25 protein-coding genes are annotated in these 21,176 nt (G+C 55.2%); 11 read left to right on the forward strand and 14 right to left on the reverse strand.

Features of this window, described 5'->3' with window-relative positions; translation table 11 throughout:
* Positions 1-37: 37 nt before the first annotated feature.
* Together ptsP and ACFQDM_RS10355 are read right to left on the reverse strand one after the other, a co-directional pair.
* Positions 38-2,317 (reverse strand): phosphoenolpyruvate--protein phosphotransferase, encoded by a 2,280-nt coding sequence (ptsP, locus tag ACFQDM_RS10350; RefSeq protein WP_377378736.1) that lies wholly within the window; start codon positions 2,315-2,317, stop codon positions 38-40.
* A gap of 23 nt (positions 2,318-2,340) precedes the next feature.
* Positions 2,341-3,594 (reverse strand): aspartate kinase, encoded by a 1,254-nt coding sequence (locus ACFQDM_RS10355; protein WP_377378738.1) that lies wholly within the window; start codon positions 3,592-3,594, stop codon positions 2,341-2,343.
* A gap of 101 nt (positions 3,595-3,695) precedes the next feature.
* Here ACFQDM_RS10355 and ubiG point away from each other — a divergent pair, with 101 nt between their 5' ends.
* The gene (gene ubiG / locus ACFQDM_RS10360; protein WP_377378740.1) at positions 3,696-4,475 is read left to right on the forward strand and encodes a bifunctional 2-polyprenyl-6-hydroxyphenol methylase/3-demethylubiquinol 3-O-methyltransferase UbiG; all 780 of its coding nucleotides are present in this window, start codon (positions 3,696-3,698) and stop codon (positions 4,473-4,475) included.
* Positions 4,476-4,558: 83 nt separating this feature from the next.
* Here ubiG and ACFQDM_RS10365 read toward each other — a convergent pair whose 3' ends face one another.
* The 7 genes from ACFQDM_RS10365 to ACFQDM_RS10395 all read right to left on the reverse strand — a co-directional run bounded on the left by ACFQDM_RS10365 (position 4,559) and on the right by ACFQDM_RS10395 (position 9,050).
* Positions 4,559-5,092, reverse strand: a complete 534-nt coding sequence (locus ACFQDM_RS10365) for a hypothetical protein (protein ID WP_377378742.1) — start codon at positions 5,090-5,092, stop codon at positions 4,559-4,561.
* A 124-nt stretch (positions 5,093-5,216) separates the two neighbouring features.
* Positions 5,217-5,702, reverse strand: coding sequence for a bacterioferritin (gene bfr, locus ACFQDM_RS10370; RefSeq protein ID WP_377378744.1), 486 nt, complete (start codon positions 5,700-5,702; stop codon positions 5,217-5,219).
* 98 nt (positions 5,703-5,800) lie between these two features.
* Positions 5,801-6,007, reverse strand: a complete 207-nt coding sequence (locus tag ACFQDM_RS10375; RefSeq protein WP_377378746.1) for a (2Fe-2S)-binding protein — start codon at positions 6,005-6,007, stop codon at positions 5,801-5,803.
* An 82-nt stretch (positions 6,008-6,089) separates the two neighbouring features.
* Entirely contained in the window at positions 6,090-7,409 is a 1,320-nt protein-coding gene (locus ACFQDM_RS10380; protein ID WP_377378748.1) for an acetyl-CoA hydrolase/transferase family protein, read from the reverse strand.
* A gap of 27 nt (positions 7,410-7,436) precedes the next feature.
* Complete coding sequence (locus ACFQDM_RS10385) at positions 7,437-8,303, reverse strand: hypothetical protein (protein ID WP_377378750.1); 867 nt, start codon at positions 8,301-8,303, stop codon at positions 7,437-7,439.
* Between the two features lie 93 nt (positions 8,304-8,396).
* Complete coding sequence (locus tag ACFQDM_RS10390; RefSeq protein ID WP_377378752.1) at positions 8,397-8,624, reverse strand: helix-turn-helix transcriptional regulator; 228 nt, start codon at positions 8,622-8,624, stop codon at positions 8,397-8,399.
* A 3-nt stretch (positions 8,625-8,627) separates the two neighbouring features.
* Positions 8,628-9,050 carry a hypothetical protein gene (locus ACFQDM_RS10395; RefSeq protein WP_377378754.1) on the reverse strand — a complete coding sequence of 141 codons (423 nt, stop codon included), beginning with the start codon at positions 9,048-9,050 and terminating at the stop codon, positions 8,628-8,630.
* A 161-nt stretch (positions 9,051-9,211) separates the two neighbouring features.
* Here ACFQDM_RS10395 and ACFQDM_RS10400 point away from each other — a divergent pair, with 161 nt between their 5' ends.
* The gene (locus ACFQDM_RS10400; protein WP_377378755.1) at positions 9,212-9,391 is read left to right on the forward strand and encodes a hypothetical protein; all 180 of its coding nucleotides are present in this window, start codon (positions 9,212-9,214) and stop codon (positions 9,389-9,391) included.
* Between the two features lie 7 nt (positions 9,392-9,398).
* On the opposite strand, the gene ACFQDM_RS10405 is transcribed toward ACFQDM_RS10400, so the two are convergent.
* Positions 9,399-10,394, reverse strand: coding sequence for a hypothetical protein (locus ACFQDM_RS10405; protein WP_377378756.1), 996 nt, complete (start codon positions 10,392-10,394; stop codon positions 9,399-9,401).
* 130 nt (positions 10,395-10,524) lie between these two features.
* Between ACFQDM_RS10405 and ACFQDM_RS10410 the strand changes: the two genes are divergently transcribed.
* From ACFQDM_RS10410 to ACFQDM_RS10445, 8 genes are all read left to right on the forward strand, one after another.
* Positions 10,525-10,875 carry a hypothetical protein gene (locus ACFQDM_RS10410; RefSeq protein ID WP_377378758.1) on the forward strand — a complete coding sequence of 117 codons (351 nt, stop codon included), beginning with the start codon at positions 10,525-10,527 and terminating at the stop codon, positions 10,873-10,875.
* 147 nt (positions 10,876-11,022) lie between these two features.
* On the forward strand, positions 11,023-12,615 hold the full coding sequence (locus ACFQDM_RS10415) for a lysine--tRNA ligase (RefSeq protein WP_377378760.1): 1,593 nt from the start codon (positions 11,023-11,025) through the stop codon (positions 12,613-12,615).
* 105 nt (positions 12,616-12,720) lie between these two features.
* Positions 12,721-13,614: an exonuclease domain-containing protein gene (locus ACFQDM_RS10420; protein WP_377378761.1), complete on the forward strand. Its 894-nt coding sequence runs from the start codon at positions 12,721-12,723 to the stop codon at positions 13,612-13,614.
* Between the two features lie 277 nt (positions 13,615-13,891).
* Positions 13,892-15,178: a pilus assembly protein TadG-related protein gene (locus tag ACFQDM_RS10425; RefSeq protein WP_377378763.1), complete on the forward strand. Its 1,287-nt coding sequence runs from the start codon at positions 13,892-13,894 to the stop codon at positions 15,176-15,178.
* A 13-nt stretch (positions 15,179-15,191) separates the two neighbouring features.
* Positions 15,192-15,764 (forward strand): TadE/TadG family type IV pilus assembly protein, encoded by a 573-nt coding sequence (locus ACFQDM_RS10430; RefSeq protein ID WP_377378764.1) that lies wholly within the window; start codon positions 15,192-15,194, stop codon positions 15,762-15,764.
* Between the two features lie 32 nt (positions 15,765-15,796).
* On the forward strand, positions 15,797-16,186 hold the full coding sequence (locus tag ACFQDM_RS10435; protein ID WP_377378766.1) for a TadE/TadG family type IV pilus assembly protein: 390 nt from the start codon (positions 15,797-15,799) through the stop codon (positions 16,184-16,186).
* A 90-nt stretch (positions 16,187-16,276) separates the two neighbouring features.
* Entirely contained in the window at positions 16,277-16,423 is a 147-nt protein-coding gene (locus tag ACFQDM_RS10440) for a hypothetical protein (protein WP_377378768.1), read from the forward strand.
* A 21-nt stretch (positions 16,424-16,444) separates the two neighbouring features.
* Positions 16,445-16,642: a hypothetical protein gene (locus tag ACFQDM_RS10445; RefSeq protein ID WP_377378770.1), complete on the forward strand. Its 198-nt coding sequence runs from the start codon at positions 16,445-16,447 to the stop codon at positions 16,640-16,642.
* Positions 16,643-16,683: 41 nt separating this feature from the next.
* Here the strand turns inward: ACFQDM_RS10445 and ACFQDM_RS10450 are convergent, their stop codons facing one another.
* The 3 genes from ACFQDM_RS10450 to ACFQDM_RS10460 are packed head-to-tail and all read right to left on the reverse strand — an operon-like array spanning position 16,684 to position 18,517.
* On the reverse strand, positions 16,684-17,397 hold the full coding sequence (locus tag ACFQDM_RS10450) for a DUF1428 domain-containing protein (protein WP_377378772.1): 714 nt from the start codon (positions 17,395-17,397) through the stop codon (positions 16,684-16,686).
* 11 nt (positions 17,398-17,408) lie between these two features.
* Positions 17,409-17,891, reverse strand: a complete 483-nt coding sequence (locus ACFQDM_RS10455; protein ID WP_377378774.1) for a VOC family protein — start codon at positions 17,889-17,891, stop codon at positions 17,409-17,411.
* A gap of 50 nt (positions 17,892-17,941) precedes the next feature.
* Positions 17,942-18,517 carry a TetR/AcrR family transcriptional regulator gene (locus ACFQDM_RS10460; RefSeq protein WP_377378776.1) on the reverse strand — a complete coding sequence of 192 codons (576 nt, stop codon included), beginning with the start codon at positions 18,515-18,517 and terminating at the stop codon, positions 17,942-17,944.
* A 318-nt stretch (positions 18,518-18,835) separates the two neighbouring features.
* Here ACFQDM_RS10460 and ACFQDM_RS10465 point away from each other — a divergent pair, with 318 nt between their 5' ends.
* Complete coding sequence (locus ACFQDM_RS10465) at positions 18,836-19,702, forward strand: acyl-CoA desaturase (RefSeq protein WP_377378778.1); 867 nt, start codon at positions 18,836-18,838, stop codon at positions 19,700-19,702.
* 35 nt (positions 19,703-19,737) lie between these two features.
* Here the strand turns inward: ACFQDM_RS10465 and ACFQDM_RS10470 are convergent, their stop codons facing one another.
* Complete coding sequence (locus ACFQDM_RS10470; protein WP_377378780.1) at positions 19,738-21,135, reverse strand: protein adenylyltransferase SelO family protein; 1,398 nt, start codon at positions 21,133-21,135, stop codon at positions 19,738-19,740.
* Between the last annotated feature and the right edge of the window lie 41 nt (positions 21,136-21,176).

Below are 21,176 nucleotides of genomic sequence, written 5' to 3' on the forward strand. Positions count from 1 at the left end.
ATTGTTAGACATGGAATCTATTGTTTTCAACAGGCGATCACAGCTCCACATAATCTTTCAGCAAGTTTAACAAATCCTTGTTGATATCAGATTTCTTATTATCCAGCGCTGCCTGAAATTTTACCAATGTTTCCGACAAGTTGACGGAACGAAGTGTTTTCTTGACAGGGCCAACGCCGGAAGCGGGCATGGAGAGGTGTCTGAAGCCGAGCAGGGCGAAAATCAGCGCCATTCTTGGCTGGCCTGCCGCTTCACCACAGATTGATACCGGAATGCCCATCCTGTTCGCGCGCGCGGCGACGTCCTGAAGGAAACGCAGAAATGCGCGGTCGATGATCGGATAGCGGTCCGACAGCATGCGATTGTCGCGGTCCGCAGCGAAGAAATACTGATGCAGATCATTCGTGCCGACCGACAGGAAATCGATCTCGCCTTCCAGCTCATCAAAGCTGAGTGCAAAGGCGGGCGTCTCGATCATCGCGCCAACCCGAATGTGGTCGGGTGCCGGATGGTTATGCTTGCGACCGAAGGCGAGCTCTTTTTCCAGCAGCGCCTTGGCTTCGCGGAATTCGTCCGGTTTGGTCACGAGCGGGAACATGACCGAAAGGGTGTGACCTTCAGCGGCGCGGCATAGCGCACGGAGCTGGCGGCGGAACAGGCCCTTCTTGTCGAGCGCAAAGCGAAGCGAGCGCCAGCCGAGTGCCGGGTTTTCTTCGGGCTGATGCCCACTCGGCAGCAGCTTGTCGCCGCCCAGATCCAGCGTCCGGAACAAGACAGGTCGATCGCCAGCCGTTTCGACGACATTGCGATAATAGTCCTGTTGCTCTTTCAGTGTTGGCAGGGTCTCGGAAACCAGGAACTGGAACTCGGTCCGGAACAGACCAATGCCTTCGGCGCCTGACGCGTCGAGATTGTCGACGTCGAGCCCAAGGCCTGCATTCATGAAGAGGTGAACATGCTCGCCATCTTTGGTGATGGCTTTCAGGTCGCGAATGGCTGCAAATTCGGCAAGCTTCTGGCTGCGCATGGCCAGACGATCGCGATAGAGCGTGACGATGTCCGCTTCCGGGCGAATATAAATGTGGCCGGTATCGCCATCGACAATGGCTTCATCGCCGCTCTCGACGCTTGCCATGATCCGGCCAACGCCGCCAATCAGCGGCAGGCCAAGCGCGCGTGCAACAATGACGGCGTGGGATTGTGTGCTGTCATCCTCGAGGATGAGGGCTTTGAGGCCCGCATTCCGGTATTCCAGAAGATCAGCAGGTCCGAGGCGTCTGGCGACGAGGATGGCACCATCAAGTGATGTGTTCGAGAAGGAATGATCATGCCCGGCCAGCAGGCGCAGCAGGCGGTTGTCCAGATCTTCCAGATCGTGCAGGCGCTCGCGCAGATAGCTGTCGGTCGCATTCTGCAGGCGAGCGCGGTGCTCGCGGCGCGCCCGGTCGACGGCAGCTTCTGCGGAGAGGCCTGAGGCCACGGCATCAAACAGGCGTCCAGCCCAGGACGGGTCATGCGCCAGCATGCGGTAGGTTTCCAGAATGTCTCTGGTATCTCCGGCCAGCGGCGAGAGATGCTGGACAACAATCGTGTCCAGATGGCTGCGCATCTGCTCGAGCGAGGTGCGCAGGCGTTGTTCTTCGAGTGCAATGTCCTGCGCGAAGAATTTCGCAGGCGGGACGACCGGGTCGTGCAGATGGATCGGGCCCATGGCAAGGCCCTCACTCAGAGAGCGTCCGAAGATCTCCAATGGGCGATTTGCCCGAACGGCGACATCGGCGAGTTCTTCCGATCCGCTCTGGCTTTCGGTCGTGACGACTTCGGCCAGAACCATTGCAATGGTTTGAAGGGTCTCGATGTCCTCTTCGTCATAGATCCGGCCGACGACGTTCTGGACCGCCAGAACACCGATGACCCGGCCAAAGCGCAGGATCGGCACACCAAGGAATGAGGTGTACGGGTCTTCCCCCGTTTCCGGGCGATAACTGAAGCGCGGATGGTGTGGGGCGTCCTGAACGTTGACGGGGCGCGCCTCGGAGGAGACCAGGCCCACCAGACCTTCATTTCTGGCCAGTCTGGTGCGCTTGATGGCGTCCGGTTTCAAGCCTTCTGTCGCGACGAGTTCGAATTCGCCGTTTTCGAGCCTGAGATAGATAGAGCAGACATCTGCAACAAAGGAGCGGGCGACGAGCTCGACCACGCCGGCAAGCCGGCCATCAAGACTTCGCCCTTCTGCCATAAGGGATCGCAGCCGCGTCATCAGGATGCGCGGGGCAACAGCGCCGAACGGGCGATGAGGCCTGTCTGCAGATGCCATTATCTATCCTGTGTGTGACGACCCTAGCTGGCGTCGAGACCGTAAGCTGTATGCAATGCACGTACAGCAAGTTCGGTGTAAGAGGAATCGATCAGGACCGAGATTTTGATCTCTGACGTCGAGATGACCTGAATATTGATCCCCTTTTCGGAGAGTGCATCAAACATGGTCTTTGCGACACCCGTATGGCTTCGCATACCGACACCGATCACGGACACTTTGGACACGTGCTTGTCGACGACAATGTCATCAAACTTGATGTCAGAGCTTGCGCCTTCCAGCACAGAAACAGCCAGCTCGCTGTCACGCTCTGTTGTTGTGAAGACCATGTTGGCGCGTTCCGGGCCACGAGCGTCCGCCTGAACGATCATATCAATATTGATATTGGCCTCTGACAGGCGCGCGAAAATTTTCGCAGCAATGCCAGGGTGGTTCGTTACGCCAAGCAGGCTGATCTTGGCTTCGTCGCGGCTATAGGCGATTCCGCTGACAACCTGTTTTTCCATGATTTCATCCTCATCACAAACGAGAGTTCCGGTATCTTCAGCGCCAGGGGCTTCTGCAAAACTTGAGAGCACCCGGATTGGCACGCCATGATTCATGGCCAGCTCTACCGAACGGGTTTGAAGTACTTTGGCGCCAAGCGACGCCATTTCGAGCATTTCCTCGTAGGAAATGCGATTGATCTTGCGTGCGCGGGACACAATGCGCGGATCGGTCGTGTAGACACCGTCAACATCTGTATAGATGTCACAGCGTTCTGCGCCAAGCGCAGCGGCAACCGCAACAGCCGATGTATCTGAACCGCCGCGACCCAGTGTCGAAATGCGCTCATCTTCCGTGCGCCCCTGAAAGCCCGCGACGACAGCGATCTCACCACCCGAAACGGCTTTCTGGAATTTGCCGTCTTCAATATCCTCAATGCGCGCCTTGCCGTGCGCATCGTCGGTAATCATCGGCATTTGCCAGCCGAGCCAGGAGCGTGCACGCAGGCCGCGCTTTCGAAGCGCCAGCGCGAGCAGACCTGAGGTAACTTGTTCGCCAGAAGAGACAACGACATCATATTCGTCATCAAAGTCTGGACCCTGAATGCCGGGACCTGCAGCATTGGTGGCGAGCCCAACCAGACGGTTGGTTTCACCAGCCATAGCGGAAACGATAACGGCAATGCCGCCATCACTTGTTTTCGCTTGTTGCTCGACCAGGTCAGCGACGTGATTTATGCGTTCAAGATCAGCGACGGACGTGCCGCCAAACTTCATGACTATGGGTGACATCAGCGTGTTTCAGTACCAGTTTTCTTTTTTATTTGGGCATTGGCCCGCTGGTCTTGTATTTGGTCAGAGGCTTCGGCGCAAATGCCGAATTGGATTCGAACATGAAGAAATTGTCGCAAATGGCCGTTGAAACCCCGAAACACCCGAGCATTGACCCTGATGAGGTCGAAAAATTCTCCAGGATCGCCAGTGAGTGGTGGGATCCGCGCGGCAAGTTTCGACCGCTTCACCGATTCAATCCGACTCGCCTCGGCTTTGTGCGCGACACGCTGGTCGAGCATTTCGGGCTGGATGCGCGTGCGCGCAAACCGCTGCAAGGCATTCGTCTGCTTGATATTGGCTGCGGGGGCGGACTGGTCAGCGAGCCGATGGCGCGCCTTGGTGCATCCGTGACGGGTGTGGATGCGTCTGAGAAGAATATCAAGACGGCGAGCGTCCATGCCGAAGAGCAGGGGCTGACCATTGATTACCGGGCCGGAGCGGTCGAAGGGCTTGAGGAGAGCGGTGAGCCGCTCTTTGATGTGGTGCTGGCACTTGAGATTGTCGAGCATGTTGCCGATCCGGATGCGTTCCTGCGCAAATGTGCCGGACTTGTGCGTCCTGGCGGCATCATGATCACCGCAACGATCAACCGGACACCGAAGGCGCTGGGACTTGCGATTGTCGGCGCTGAATATCTTCTGCGCTGGCTTGAGCCGGGCACGCATGAATACAGCAAGCTGGTGAAGCCATCAGAAATGCGTTCGGCGCTGGAAGCGGGCGGTCTCGTGACCGAGCGACCGGTTGGTGTCAGCTATAATCCGCTGATGGATAACTGGTCCTTATCGTCCGACACCAAGGTGAATTACATGATGATCGGCCGCAAACCGAACCTGTCGTAAGCTCACGAGTACAAAGAAAAACTCCGGCGACCAGAGGTGCGCCGGAGGGAAGTCTTGCCGTGGAAAAAAGGTATTAAGGCCGATCAGTAAGGATTGATGGCACGCAGATCGACGAAATCCTGTTCCGAACATTCGTATTCGGCGTTTTTCAGAGACAGGTTTGCGACCCCCATATAATAGCCATGGTCATCGGCGACGCGTTCCAGAATGAGATTCTGCTCGGATGCCAGCTGAATGAAGGTGACGAAACCCTGCTGCCAGTCAATGTCGCAATAGCGGCGTGCGCCGGAAACGACACCCATTTTCGCAACATCGTCATTCACAATGGTGTCGCCGATCAGGGAGCTGAGCAGAGGTGATTTGGTATAAGCCAGAAAGCTGCGCTCGACCGGCGTGACGGCTGCGTCTTCTGAGACGACCGTTTCGGCGATTTCGCTGGTCGCTTCGTCCTCAAGCGCTTCGAGCTGCTGACGCTGAAGCTCTTCCACGGTGAGTGGGAGGTCGGTTTCTGCTTCGGCCTGCGCTTCTGATGGGGGCGGCTCGCTTTGAGCCGCAGCCGTATTCATCTGAAACGCCGCAAGCGCGAGGGGCAGTAGAAGGGCTTGTATATATTTCACTTTTCGCTCCATCCCCGGCGTCTTGATCCGAAGTCCCAGCTGATAAACTGGCTCAATCCGGATCAAGTTAGGTCCTGTTACGCAGGTTGAAGCAAGTCTCAGGCCAAAATCGGGCCGGAGCTGATTATTCGCTTTCAGTAACCGACGTAGACTGAAGTTGAATATAGTTCTGAATTCCCGTGCGCTCAATCAGGTCGAACTGGGTTTCGATGAAGTCGACATGCTCTTCCTCATTATCGAGGATTTTGCAGAACAGATCGCGAGACACATAGTCACGAACGCTTTCTGAATACTCGATTGCATCACGCAGGAGCGGGATCGCCAGATTTTCGAGTTTCAGGTCACATTCGAGGATTTCCTCGACGGTTTCACCGATCATCAGCTTGCCGAGATCCTGGAGGTTTGGCAGGCCGCCGAGAAAGAGGATGCGCTCAATCAGCCAGTCGGCGTGATGCATTTCCTCGATCGATTCGTCGTATTCTTTCTTGCCGAGCTTGGTCACCCCCCAGTCGTTCAGCATGCGGCTGTGCAGGAAGTACTGGTTGATGGCGGTCAGCTCGTTTTTGAGTGCCTTGTTGAGGAACTCGATAACCTTCGGGTCACCCTTCATGCTGAATCTCCTATTCTGAGACTCGGAAATAACATTTGTTGGGTGTGCTTGAAAGGCGCTGGGGAGAATTTTCTAACGAAAACAAAGCATTGATAATGCTAGGCGATTGCATTCTCAACCAGTGACTCATTCGCAGTCGTCGGGGCCTGGCTTGCTCGCAGCTTTGCGCACATTTCCGGCTTGCAACGCCCACACTGAAAACGGTTTCCGTGGAACGCCTGAATCTCCTTTGGAGATGTCGCGCCGTTCTCGATGGCTTCGCCGACCTTTGAGCAATTCAGATTATGACAAACGCAAATGATCATGGCTCTCAAAAGCCACAGTTGCGAATGAGTGTCAATAAGAAAAGGCTGCGACCGATTGTGCTTTTCTGATCTTTCGCATGCGTCAGAGAATGCAGGCGCGCTTCGCCGCTGCGGTGAGGGCGCTTCGGTGATCAGGATGCGCCAGCGAAATCATCGCTTTTGCCCGTTCTGCGCCGGAAAGCCCGATCAGGCGAGCGACGCCAAATTCGGTGACGATGGTATCGACATCATTGCGGGGCGTTGTCACCGGGCCAGACAGTTTCGGGACGATTCGCGAAATCGTGCCGCGTTTGGCTGTCGAGGTGCAGGCAATGATCGAGCGGCCGCCATTGGACGCCCGCGCGCCACGGACGAAATCGAGCTGGCCGCCTGAGCCACTATACTGGTGTCCGCCGACATTCTCTGAATTGCAGGCGCCCATCAGATCGATCTCCAGCGTCGCATTGATGGAATAGACCTGATCATTCTTCGCGATGTGGCGCGGGTCATTCACAATGTTGACCGGGTGCGAGTTCATGGACGGGTTATCGTGCAGGAGATCGTACATTTTCCGATTGCCCAGTGCGAAGGTGAACACTGACCGGCCCGGAAAGGTGGTTTTCCGGCGATTGGTGACCGCGCCGCATTCGATGAGATCAACCAGTCCAGGCGATAACAGCTCGGTGTGAATGCCAAGGTCACGGCGGTCCTTCAGGGCGCCGCAGACCACATTCGGCAGGGCACCAATTCCCATCTGCAGACAGGCGCCATCAGGCACAAGCTCGGCGATCATCTCGCCAATCTGTTGTTCGAGATCTGAGGGCGCACGGGCCTTTGCTTCAGCCAGCGGGACATCGTTTTCGACGAGGGCGTGGATTTCACTGATATGGATCTGCGAGTCGCCAAACACGCGTGGCATGTTGGGATTGACCTCGAGAATGGTCCGTTTGGCGGCGCGGGCCGCTGTGCTGGCATAATCATTATTGGTGCCGAAGCTGAAAAAGCCATGCTGATCCATGGGCGACACGGACGTCATGAAGGTGTCGAGCTCGACATGCTGGCTCAAAAGGCGCGGCGCATCAGAGAAGGCGACAGGAACGAAGTCCAGCACATAACGGCCCTCTTCTTCGCCGCGGCGCACGAGTTCGCGCTCTGTTGCGCCCATGAACATGCAATGGGGATGGACGCGGTCCATCATCTCATAGCGCAGAATGGTTTCTGCAGCCGTTGGCATGGAATGAAAATACCAGAGCTTCAGATCAGTCAGCTCGCGACGTTCCAGGCGAGCGTTCAGTGCCCGCAAAAGGGCAGGAGGCTCGCCCAGCGCCATGCCCATCGATATATCAGCTCCGGTCGGTATCAGGGCTGCCGCGTCTTCAGGGGTGAGCCTTTTCTCGCGGTATTCGATGGTATGATCCGTCATGAAAACCTCTGCTGGATGTTGGTCCTGTCAGGGGATGCAATCCTGCGGCATGGCAGGCGTGCAGTCTTCGCCCCGGCAATAGAAAGCTGCCGTGCGAAGGTTACTCTTCTGTGACGAACTCCCGGATTTTCCATAGGTTTCCGTCTTTTTGCCCTTCGCTTTCAGACTGAAGGTGTTCAGCTCGTCCGACGCTTTCGGGTGACAGACCCGCGTGGCAACCGTGATGTCGAAATCGCAGAGATTCTGAAAGGTGAATTTGGTTTGGCCTGTCAGGAATGTGGAGGACTGCTTTGTCAGAATACAGTTCGACGCAGCATTCTGCCTGGGCAGGCTTTTGACGGCCTTTTCTGCCGCTTGTTGCTGGTCCGGCATTTGGAAGGGCCTCGCCTGCGGGTCCCCGTCGGATTTAGGCGTCAGGGCAGGGCGGTCTGCCTGTTCGGGTGGGGCGCTGAAATCAGGCGTCTGTGGTGTCTCTCCGGAGGTCTGGCTTGCGCGCATCAGCCGATCATAGGTCGGGTTTTCGGATGGCTCGGCTTCCTGCAGGGCGGGCTTGGCCGACCATACGGGTTTCTTTTGGAGGTCTGGCTCAGCAGAGTCCTGAGCGGGCGCCAGGCGTGGCATGACAACAGGCGCTGTGTTGGTTGAGCGGTATTTGCGTGTGTCCAGAACGGGCGGGTCTGGCAGGTCGAGGGCTGGAATGCCTGTGGTCGGCTCCGTTTCCGTTTCGGGCGTGTCGGATAAGAACTCGTCCTGTGTGAGCCAGAGCCCGAATTCAATGCCTGCTGCCAGGGCTTCATCGGACAGTTCGGTTTCGGTCTGAGCGACGGCATCTGGAGTCAGATCTGGTAAGAAAGCCAGCGCGCAAAGCGCCAGCATGGCATGCTGGATATTCATGTGTGTCCCCCGGTTTCACATGAAATTTAGCAGCCCGGAACACCGCATCAAGCTGCAAATTTTCGCATCTTCTAATCTTCTGTTTTTCCGGTGTTATTCGCTGCTGGTTTCTTCCCAGCCAAACACATCTTCCAGTCCGACGCCAAAGACGCGCGAGATCCGGAACGCACTTTCGAGCGATGGAGAATAGCGTCCCTGCTCAATGGCGATGACCGTCTGGCGTGTGACGCCGATGGCCTTGGCGAGCGCAGATTGGCTCATATTGTCATGCGCTTCGCGCAGCTCCCGGACGCGATTTGTAATCGGGGGGCGTTTGGCCATGGCTTAATGCCCCCGACGGTAAAACAGAATGGTTAGCGCATATTCGGCGATCTGGCTGGCAATCAGACTGGCAACAATGATGTGGAACAGCAGATTGCCGTCCTGATTCCAGAAGAAGTGCCAGAGACCGGCAAAGCAGCCAAACCCGAGCACATAACCGGAAATATTGCCAGCGCGGCGGAGGACCTGTTTGTCGCGTTCATCTTCCTGTCCTTCTGCGCCTTCCGGGTCAGCAACCGCGATGATGATATGGCTGACGACCGCACCGGCGATCAGGGCGACCGTCGCAAGGGCGACCAGCGCCAGCATGGGCGGCGCCGTCACGCCGGTCTCGCGGGAGATGTCCCAGACTGTGTTGATATACCAGCCGCCAATAACGGTGAGCAGCAGGCCCATGAGCCAGGCTGACTTTTCATGGAATGTCATGATGTGATCCCTGTGTGTCAAAAATTTCTAACACACATATGGTCAAACATTTTTGACATGTCAAATATTTCAGACAAGAAAATGTCTGATATTTTTTACATCCCTGTTTTGGCTGGGATCTCTGAAGCGGAACATCACCCAGGTTAGCGCGTCATTACGGTATGAAACCGACAGACGACACACAGACAGATATTTCCGGGCCTCAAACCTATGACGATCAGGACGTCCGTCAGGGACGGATCGTGATCTCGCGATACTGGCAGAGATGGATTTTCTTTGGTGGTCTTGCCGGTGTTGGTATCTTCGCCCTGCTGATCCTGATCTTCGGCACGGCGAGCTGATCGACGGCTAAACGCGCCCTTCGATAATCTTCAGAATGTTTGACTGAATGCCCCCAAGGGCGATCTCGCCCCAGAGTGCCGCATAGAGATTGATCGGCGTTTTTGCGTCATAGCGTGTGTGCAGGGTGAGCTTTGTCCTGCCGCCGGGTAGCGGCGTCAGCACATAGCCGCCTTCCAGAATTTTCAGATGGTCCCCATCCGGAGAAATATGCGGATCGGTATAGCGGCTGATGGAGTCGTCCGGAAAGGCGAACACCCAGACGAGACGCTGTTCGTCTTCCCATTGCGTGATGTGTTCTTCGAAGCGAATGTGGCTGCCCCATTTGGCATAGCGCACGGCCCCAATGCCTTGCCCCTGCACGACAGCGGTGCTTGGGCGGGGGATCTGCATGACGTTTTGCGCAAAATTCCAGCGTCCTTCGGCTGGCTGAATATCCTGCAAGTCCAAGAGATGAGGCCAGATCTCACCGGCTTCTGCATCGAGAACCACGCTGCGGGTGACGGTGAAACGCTCTGTCTGCGGTGTGTGGAGGAGATCGATGGCGAGCAGCAGCGCGAACACGCAAGCAATGATGTTTGCGTCAAAGACGGAAGCGATGGTGGTTCGCTTGGCGCGCATTTTCTGGAGCTTCCTCACCGTGAGCGAGCCCCCAAAAGCCATCGGTATCCAGAGCGGGAACGCCATCATGATGCAGACAATGCCCTCACGAAGGATCAATCCTCCGACCACGAGCACCAGAGGGACCGTCATGAGCGGCGCGAATGTGTAGTGTCTGCCGCCGAGTTTCCCGTTTGGCGCCGTCAGGAAGGCCGCAAGCGCGCCGAGGATATACGGAATTCCGAAGAGCAATGTCAGCGATATGGAAAGCGCAGCCACCCCCTCGCCAATCACATAGGCGAGGAAGTTGAGCGTAAGCGCGACAAACAGCAGTGCCAGAAAAACCCAGATCAGGCGCAGGCCTACCCATTTCCACTGACCTGATGTTTCGTCCGCATTCTGCATGACTCAATTGCCCCCGGCGTTGAGGAATAACGGGACCTGATGCAGAATGGAATAGAAAGCGAATAGGTTATTGATCAGCTGGAAGGTTCGCTAACGGGCCGCAGCGGTATCTTTGAAGGAGGAGCACTTAATGACGGGGTCATCGATCACTGGCACTTCCGAAGATTCACAAAGAATCGATAAACCTGACCAATGCCTGCAAGTGGATGGAATGATGTCGGGTACCGGCATCAAAGATTTGCGCCTCATGGAATGGATGGAACCGGAAGAATTAGGATTATCAAGCGCACTGGCAATTGAGATAGAGGATTGGATATCTCGATACGCCAGCATCCATTATCGTGGCTTCAAAGACAAAGATGAAATAACGGCGATAGATCAAGAAGGACTCTTGATTGCAAAAAAGGTTCAGTCTGAATGCCCGAATAGATTGGTCCGATATTGTTCGGCCGCAGACTTAGTATGGATGGACATACCTTAGACTTACGGTTGGCTATGAACCAGGCGTGCAGCCCCTTCTTACATAATCCAGGGTATCTTCATATCGACTTCAGAGACAGCGCCTTGACGCATACCCCCATCAGTTCTACCTCCCGCGCTTGTTTTCAACCAAAGGCAGACACACAAAATGACCGATTTTTCAACGCTGGCAGACTCCGCAAAGGCATGGCCCTTTGAGCTGGCGCGCAAGCTCAAGGCGCGCGTCGAGCAGATGGAGAAGGCCGGTAAGAAGAAGGACGCGGTCATTTTCGAGACTGGTTATGGTCCATCCGGTTTGCCACACATTGGCACGTTCGGCGAAGTCGTTCGCACGACCATGGTGCGCGTCGCGTTTGAAACGCTGACGGAAGGGAAAATTCCGACACGACTGATCTGTGTATCGGATGATATGGACGGCATGCGCAAAGTGCCGCCGACCGTACCAAACCCGGAAAGTCTGGAGGTTTATCTCCAGAAGCCTCTGACGGATGTGCCTGATCCATTCGGCACGCATGACAGCTATGGCGCACACATGAATGCGCGCCTTTGCGGTTTTCTCGACAGTTTCGGCTTTGAATATGAGTTCGCTTCCGCGACCGACTATTACAAGAACGGGACATATGATCCGTATCTGATCCGAGCGGCAGAAAAGTATCAGGACATCATGGATGTCATGCTGCCAACGCTGGGTGAGGAGCGCCGGGCGACCTATTCGCCTTTCCTGCCGATCTCGCCGACGACGGGCCGGGTGCTCTATGTGCCGATGAAAAACGTCAATGCAGCCAAGGGTGAGATCACCTTTGAAGATGAGGACGGAACGGACGTCACCATCCCGGTTACGGGTGGCAATGCCAAGCTGCAGTGGAAGCCGGATTTCGGCATGCGCTGGGCGGCGCTCGGTATTGATTTCGAGATGTTCGGCAAGGACCACCAGGCGAACGCGCCGATCTATTCCAAGATCTGCCGTATTCTGGGCGAGCGTCCGCCAGAGCAATATGTTTATGAGCTGTTCCTCGACGAAAAAGGCGAGAAAATCTCCAAGTCGAAAGGCAATGGTATTTCGGTGGAGCAATGGCTGAAATACGCCCCGCAGGAGAGCCTGGCGCTCTTCATGTGGCAGAAGCCACGCGCGGCGAAGAAGCTCTATTTTGACGTGATCCCGAAGGCGGTCGACGAGTATCTGACCTTTGTTGAGAAGTATCACAGTGAAGAACCGGCCAAGCAGCTGGAAAATCCGGCCTGGGCGATCCATTCCGGCAAGGTGCCGGAGCTGAATGTTCCGGTGAGCTTTGCTCTGTTGCTCAATCTGGTATCGGCGGCGAATGCGAACTCCAAAGAGCTGATCTGGGGCTTTATCTCCAAATATGCTGCAGATGCGACACCGGAGAATGCGCCATTCCTCGACCAGCTGGTCGGCTATGCGCTCAGCTATTACGAAGACTTCGTGAAGCCGGAGAAAGAATATCGCGCACCTTCAGCACAGGAGCGTGCGGCGCTTGAGGAACTGGCGGCGTCTCTGCGGAGCTATGATGGACCCGTGACAGGCGAAGACCTGCAGACACTGACATTCACGGCTGGCAAGAACCATGCGTTTGAGAACCTGCGTGACTGGTTCAAGGCAATCTATGAAGTCTGTCTTGGTCAGTCTCAGGGGCCGCGCTTTGGTGGCTTTATCGCCCTTTATGGTGTGGAAGAGACAGCCGAGCTGATTGAGAATGCCCTGAAAGGCGAGTTTGCCTGATCGATGGATGTTTGGCGTTGCGTGACGCTGAGCTGAAACTCGCATCCCCTTGCGCAGTGCTCGGAAGCTGTATTTTCATGAGCACAATCGGGAGGGGATGCAGATATGAATTTTGTCGCTGTTGATGTTGAGACCGCCAATTCATCGCGGGCGAGTATTTGCTCGATCGGTGTGGCGTCCTTTTCTGATGGAAAACTGGTCGACGAATTTTACACGCTGCTGAACCCGCAGACGGATTTTTATTCTCACAACATCCAGATTCACGGCATCACCGAAGCCGACGTCGCAAATGCGCCGACGTTCGCGGATATTTCTGAGGAGCTGTTCTCTCGGTTTTCTGAGAATATCGTGGTGTCTCATTCCTCGTTCGATCGCGGTGCGATAGAGCAATCAGCAGAGCGATTTGACATTTCTCTGCCTGAGCTCTGCTGGCTGGATTCTGCGCAAGTGGCGCGCCGGACATGGGCGGAATGTGCCCGAAGGGGATATGGTCTGGCCAATCTTTGCAGCAGGATTGGTTATCTGTTCCACCATCACAATGCACTGGAAGATGCCAAGGCGGCCGGTCATGTTCTTCTGGCCGCGATGCACCATAGTGGTCTCGGTCTTCATGACTGGGTGGACCGCGTGACGCTGCCGCTGGCCGAGTTTCATGGGGATGGCACGACACATGTCGCTGCATCCACGACGCATCGTCGTGAGGGGAATGCGCAGGGCGGTCTCTATGGCGAGGTTGTCGTCTTTACCGGGAATTTGGCCATTCCGCGTCAGCAGGCGGCTGACATCGCTGCGGCTGTCGGGTGTGATGTCAGAAACAGTGTGACCGGCAAAACGACCATGCTGGTCGTTGGGGATTCTGATGCAGAAAACCCTTCCAGCAAGGTTTTGAAAGCGCAGGCGAACGGCGTGAGATGCGTGAGTGAGCTGGCCTTCTTCACCAGCGCTCTGAAAGCTCTGGAAGAACAGACCGGGCAGAAGGTCGACTTCAGCTGGTCGTAATTATTTGATTAGTCGTTGTGAAAATTTTTGTCTGCGCAATGGCTGAAACACACGCCGTGCCCGGATGAAATGACACGCGATCTGGCAATTCTTGCGCGTGTTTCCCGGCACTTGCTGCCCCTAAGGCATGTGGTGTGGCACTTTTTCGGCGGTTGCTTGAAATCATGATTAATTTTGATTTTCTTTTCGTTGGAAATTCCGGGTCCATCTAAAGCAATGTGTTAAAAGCCCGCTGTGATAATTCAATCTTTCCTGTAATGAACTCAGGGCGCGTATTGTGGGCAGATCGCAAAGATTGGTAGAAGAAACCCAGAGGTTTCCATCAATTTTTCTCGAAAATTCAAGCGGGAACACCGTCATCGTGTTCGCCGTCATGTTGCCGCTCATGGTGGCGAGTCTGGCTCTGGTTGCAGATGTCGGCCTGTGGCGTCATCAGGCGCGTCAGCTTCAGATGAATGCCGACGTGGCTGCCGTTGCTGCGGCCCATGAGGTGACGCTTCTGGATGAGGCCGCGAATGTTGGCATGGCTGCCAAGGGCATGCTGTTCGAGAACGGCGTCACGTTCGATGAAACACATGTCGCTGTTTATTACCCGCCGATCTCCGGATCAAAAGCTGGCTCAAATGCAGTACAGGTTGTGCTGCGCCAGCCCCAGTCTCGGTTCTTTTCCGGGATTTTCATGGATCAGGCGTCTGCGGTGGAGCGCGTCGCGACCGCAGTTATCCGATCCGGAACAAATGCGCTGTGCATTCTGGCGCTGGATGATACAGCGCCCGGCGCGTTTGACCTGAATGGCTCGGCGATCGTCAATGTGAATGGTTGCGCGGTGCAGTCCAACTCCACCGATGTGCAAGCACTTGAGGTCAGTGGCACCAGCAATCTGTCGGCAGGCTGTATCTATTCATCCGGGGGCGTCTATGGCGAGACCAAGATGAATATCAGCGAGTGCGATCAGATCGAAACGCAATGGCGACGTATGCCCGACCCGTATGCGGATCTGACACCGCCGGAAAACATCTCGGCCATGCCGTGTCAGACGCCTAAAAAGACTGGCAAGCAGTCCATTTCGCTGAGCCCCGGTCGCTACTGCAAAACCTTCTCCGCCATGGACTATGCGGAGCTGGAAGACGGCGGCACATTCATATTTGATGGCGCCACCATAGATCTGAAGTCAGCGTCTTCCCATCTGTATGGGCGTAATATCACGATGATTTTCGTCAATGGTGGCACGATCGGGATGCCGACCGGCGGGCTGCTGGATCTCTCCGCCAAGACAAGCGGCCCCTATGCCGGGCTGATCATGTATTCCGATGGGGCAACGAGCCCGTCTTCTCTGAATGTGAAGATCACCGGTCACGCAGACAGCGTGCTGGAAGGAGTGATGTATTTCCCGAACCAGCCCGTCGAATATACGGGTGGATCATCAAGCGGCAGCACCTGCACGCAGCTGATCGCGCGCACGGTGACGCTGTCCGGTAATGCCAGTTTCAGCAATGCAAACTGCGCCGCCATGGGCGCGCGTGAGATGGCGCTGATCCCCGGCGTTGTTCTGGCTTCCGATTAAGGCGTTGAACGATATGGTTGCTGGTTTTCTGTCCCTTGTGAAATCGATTGCCGCAGACACGCGCGGTGTGTCGGCGCTGGAGTTCGCGCTGATTTCGCCTTTCGTGATTGGCATTGCGCTGTTCGCGATTTCTTCTTCATTCCAGATTCTGGATCGCCAGAAGCTCGATTCAGCGGTCACGTCGACGGCGTATTATCTGGAAGACCGAGTGCTGTCTGGTGACTGGGAATCCTTTCAGCCCGTTTCCACGACTGCTGGTAAATCGGAGTCGCAGGTGATTTCCACCGCGCGCCTTGTGCTGTCCGACGCTTTCAAGTCGAGTTCGCTTCTGACCATTCGCGAACTGAAAGTGAGCTGTGGATGCCCGCAGACATCAAGCGTCAGCTCCACCACATTTGATGAAACCAAACCCTTTTTCACCCGCTATGACGTCGAGTCGGCCGGTGAGCGTGAAATCTGTTCTGCAAAATGTGCGGACAGTACAGAGGCTCGCATCCTCGCAGAGATCGAAGTCTATCTGACAGGCAAGGACCTGTTCGGAGAAGCTTATGTGCTCGAGAAGAAACTTGTGACGAGGTTGCGATGACGCGGACGGCGAACGTGTTCTCAGGAAATCTGATGCGCCTAATGAAGGACCGCAGCGGCGTGTCGGCTGTGGGCTTTGCGATGATTTTTCCGGTGCTGGTGGCCACGGTGCTGGGGCTGTTTCATATCGGTGTCGCGTTCTTCGGGCTTCAGCAGGCGCAGGCGACAACCGATCTGATCGCGCGGACCGCCTTCACCATGAATGATCCAAGTGCGGAAGAGATCAAGGCGCTGATCGCCGAGCAGCTTGGAACGACGGTCGGCGGCAGCTTTACGCCGAATGTGGTTTTGCTGGAGAAATACGGTGCGACCTACGCCGATGTGCAAATCCAGTACTCCTACACACCCGTCATCCCGCTGGTGCCGGAAGTGACCTTTCAGTCTACCGCAAGTACGGAAGTCCTGATCCGCAATCTCGATTGATCGGCGGCCTGTGAGCGAGTCTTTTTTGCAACAGTCCGGTGTTTGGCGCGTTGATCCTGTAACCAGGCAGTAATCTGCAAGGAGGATGAGATGAGCACTGTGAAAGAAAACGAAGAAAAAGAGAAAAAAGATCCAGTCGCCGATCCTGAGAATGTTGAACGTGATGAAGAGTGGACGGAAGTCGACGAAGAGCTGGATGAAACCTTTCCAGCCAGTGACCCACCGGCCAACTATTAAGGCACGCACATGGAGGACGACATGGAACGCGATACAATGACGAAGTTCGGTCTGCCTCGCACGACACCCGAGGAGTTCGAGCAAACCCTCGCTGCGGAGCTCAACCGGTCCAGGAAAGAGTTTCCGCCGAGAAAGACACTCGACGAAGACCCGAATGTTTCCACATCCAGCGAAGCTGTCCGGGTATTTCCGGGGCGACGCGAACCAAAATTCAAATGATATAAAGGCTGCCGGAAGGCAGCCTTTATTGTGTTTGGCGGTCAGCGATCAACTATAACCTCAAACCCACCGAATATCATTCGCATACCGTCAAATGGCATTTCAGGTGGTGGACGCATTTCGGGATCTGCCATCATGCTGGCTTGCCCTTTCAATCGGGCTTCTTTTGAAGGCCATCCAACCCATGAGAACAGAACCGCTTCGTCTGGCTTTTTCTGTACGGCGAGCGCCATGCTCGTGAGCTGACCATCGGGAAGATCATCCTGCCAGCACTCGAACATGGAGATCGCGCCATGGCGTTCGAAAAGGGGCCAGGCATCGGCGGCCATCTTACGGTAGGCCTCTTTATTCTTCACCGGGCACGGGACGAGGAAGCCATCGATGTAATCGGCGCCCGAAAAGTCACCGGCTTCAACAATCGTTTCAAAGCCGCCGAAGAACATGCGCGCGCCATCCATGCCTGGATCAAACCCTTCGCTGAACAGTGGATTTGCAAAACTCTTTTGCATTCCCTCGTCACGTGCCGCTTTGGATGGCCAGACAATCCATGTGAAAACGGGCGTTTCACCATCTTTCAGTTTTACAGCGGATTTCATATCGTTGACTTTACCATCGGGAATATCGTCTCCCCAGCTTTCGATGACGGAGAGTGCGCCGTTCTGGCGAAACACATCTGCCGCTTTTGCAGATAGTGTCTGGTATTGAGCTTTCTTTTCCGAGGCGACGGGGGCCATCATGCCCTGAACGTAAACCATGTCTTTTCCTCCTATGATTTTTCCGCTGCAGCTTCGATGGCTGCCAGGTCGAATTTTTTCATGGTCATCATGGCCTGCATAATGCGCTCCCGCGTGGCATCATCACCCGACTTCATGAGCTCCATGTGACGGCGTGGAGTAATCTGCCAGGAAAAGCCCCAACGGTCCTTGCACCAGCCGCACCTGCTTTCTTCGCCACCATCGGCCGTAAGCGCCGCCCATAAACGGTCGATTTCCGCCTGATCTTCGCAAAGCACCATGAAAGATACCGCCTCTGTCGGCTTAAAGCCTGGCCCGCCATTCAGGGCTGCGTAGGCACGGCCATCAAGGACGAATTCGACGACCAGAGGTTCACCTTTTTTAGCTGACGGATTGTCTGTGGGAGCGTTCCAGTCTGTCAGGATTTCGCTGTTCGGTAGCAGGCTGGTGTAGAATTCTGCGGCTCGGAAGGCTTCCCCCTTTTCGAACCACAGGAAGGTGGTGATCTTGTCCATGAATTCTTCCTCCGATTTTTTGTATTGAGAATCCGTCGGCAGATATGTCCTCAATCTGGATCTTTGTTCTTGAACAGACAGGTCATGTAGCGTTCCAGATGATCGAGACTGTCGAGCACGGGCTGCTTGTCATTCTGCGCTTTTGCCAGAATGAATCCGCCCTGAAGGACGGCCTGAGTGTGTTGGGCAAGGCTTGCTGCATTCAGCTGACCGCTCAGCCCGGCCTCTGCGATAGCCTTGTCAAAATCGGCTTCAAGCGTGTGCGCATGGCCGAAAATACTGTCCTTGCAAGCATCTCGAATGTCGGGCGCATCGCAATGGATTTCCTGAACCATTGTGCCAACAAGACATGTGAATTCAGAGACATCCCCCTGAACGAGCTCTCTGCGAAAGCGAATGTAGGCGAGGACCCGATCCGCCGCTTTCGCAGGCTCATGATACGGTGCTGAAGCAAACAGTTCGCCAGTTGTGGTGCTCCAGTGATGGGCGGCGGCAACGCCCAGCTCATCCTTGGATTTGAAATGGTGAAAGAAAGCACCCTTGGTCACGCCTGCTGCTGCGCAGAGCTGATCCACCGTCGTTGCGGCATATCCGTGTTGTCGGATCAGAGTGACAGCGGCTTGCAAAATAGCGTCCTTGGCGGGGGTGCGACGGGGTAACTTTGAACTCATAATCAAAAACATACCAACTAGTCGGTATGAGTCAACGGCAGGACTGTTAACGAAATGATGACAATGGCGTCATTTTCTGTATTTGCGACAATTGGCCTGCTGACAAACGGCCAAAAGATCGCCATCTTCACAGTTGAGAATGGCTATCAAAGGCCGTATGCACTCCGAAACTTTTTCGGGCCAAAAAACGTAGAGTTGGAAACGTAGATGACAAATGAGCGACAAGTATTGCCGCGATCTCTTGCCATCCCAAAGTCGTGGAAGAACTTCGACATGGGCAGCTGTTTTTCAGCGTTCATTTATCCTGCACTGGGTGTGATCGGCATGATCACAGCCATTGTGGCAGGGCTGTTGATGGAAAGTGTCCATCTTCACTGGTATTATGCGCCAATCGTGCTGGTCGTGATCGCTGCGACGGTCGTGATCTGCAATATTGGTATTGGTGGCCTGCACCGCGTCTGGCAGCACAAGGCGGGCAAGCTTCATGCGCCAGCTCAGATGCTGGTGATGATCAACTGCATCATTGCAATGCAGGGGTCCATCAAGGACTGGATCAACTATCACTCTCAGCATCACCGCTTTGCTGATAAGCCAGGCGACCCGCACAATCCGTTTGAGAGCAAGGCCTGGGCCTGGGTTGGATGGATCCTGTTCCGTGACGAAATGGACCTCAAGCGTCCGATGCCGCTCTGGATCAAAAACAGCGCGATTATTCGCGTCTGCGACCGAAACTATAATCTGTTGTCCGTGCTGGTGCACTTCGTTCTGCCTGCAATCATTTATGCGATTGTCTGGGCTGCGGGCGGCGATCTGATCATCACGCTTCTGATCCACGCATCGGTTGTGATCGGCCGCGCCATTCAGTTCCATGCGACGGTTCTGGGCATCAATGTCTTCGGCCATTTGCAGATGCCAAAATGGTTTACCTACACGCTGGCGCTTCTGACCGGTGGTGAGGCGTTCCATGATCACCATCATGATGAGCCGATCTCTATTCTGCACCTGCCGCGCAAAGGCTTCTGGAACCGGATCTTCGACTATAACGGAACCGCGCTCCTGATTATGGAAAAGCTGAAACTGGCGCGCGATTTCAAGATCGCACCACAGTTCGCCATGGTGCCTGTCAAAGCTCGTAAATAAGCAAGCGCGTATCGCTTGAACACCGAAAAGCCCTGCTATTCCAGCAGGGCTTTTCTTTTGGCAGAAATGCCATCCAGCTTGGCCTGAAACAGGCTCCAGTCATCCTCATCTGCGATAGACGCCCACAAGTGTTCGATCTCGTCGATCAGGAGCGTTTCCGGTGTGCTGCGTTGAAAATATCCATGCTCGAGACGTTCGGGCGCGCTGGCCTGATATTGTGAGAGGCTTGTCCAGAGTTTCAGAAATTCCGGTGTGGTGTAGTGGCGCTTCGCAGGGCTCTTTTCAGCGCGCTCTTCGCTGATCGCACCGCCAAACCAGTCGAAGAAGAATTGCGCCCACGGGATTTGGCTTTCCGTCATCCAGTTGAAGAGATCCTGCAGGAAGGTGAGATCGGTCTCCAGTGCGGTCGGCTTGATGCCCAGCTGGAAGAAACAGGCATCGCGTAAGCCTGCCTGATAAGCGCTCTCATAGGCTTTCAGCGCTTCGGTCAGCACATCGGCATCGCTGACGAGGGTGAAGGTGCCGGCGAGCTGTTTCAGGTTCCAGAGCGCAGCCCCTGGCTGGCGACCAAAGGCATATCGCCCCCCCTGATCGAAATAGGCGGCGGTGAAATTCGGATCACTGGTCGGCAGAAAGCGGTAAGGACCGAAATCGAACGTCTCGCCCGTCACATTCATGTTGTCGGTATTCATCACGCCATGGACAAACCCTGCGGCCATCCAGCTCGACACCATGCGGGCAGTGACCGTCGCAATGCGTTCAAGCAGTTTCGGGGCCAGCCTGTCGGGATCATCCGGGGCAATATCGCTGTGATAATACGTCCGGACATGCTCAATCAGTCGGATCAGGTTTTCACGGTCTTCAAAAAAGGCCAGCCGCTGAAACGCGCCAAAGCGGATATGGCTGTGCGAAAGCCGCACGAGCACGCTGGAGCGGGCCGGGCTTGGTTCATCATTTCGATGTAGTTGCTCGCCGGTTTCGATCAGGCTGAAGCTTTTGGAGGTATAGACGCCGCTGGCTTCCAGCATTTCGGTAGCCAGGACCTCACGCACACCGCCTTTCAGGGTGAGCCGGCCATCGCCAAAGCGTGAATAAGGCGTCTGGCCTGATCCCTTTGTGCCGAGGTCGAGGAGGCGCCCCTGATCGTCTCGCAATTGCGCAAAGAGAAAACCGCGACCATCGCCCAGCTCTGGGTTGTACTGGCCGAATTGATGACCGTGATAGCGTATAGCCAGTGGTTCGGACAGATTTTCCGGTAATGGGACGAAATCGGCGAAGTATTTCACCCATGAAACATCACTTAAATCATCCAGTTTAACGGTTTTTGCTGCCCGCTGATTGCGAAACCTCAATTTTTTTTCAGGAAATTGCGCAGGCTCTACCGCATCTGCGAAGGCGCTTCCCAATTCTGCGAATGGTGGATGATGTTTCATGAAGTACTCGAATAATCTCGCACAAATAGTGTGAATACTAA

The sequence above is a fragment of the Ponticaulis profundi genome (genome assembly GCF_042659465.1).
GTDB lineage: Bacteria > Pseudomonadota > Alphaproteobacteria > Caulobacterales > Hyphomonadaceae > Ponticaulis > Ponticaulis profundi.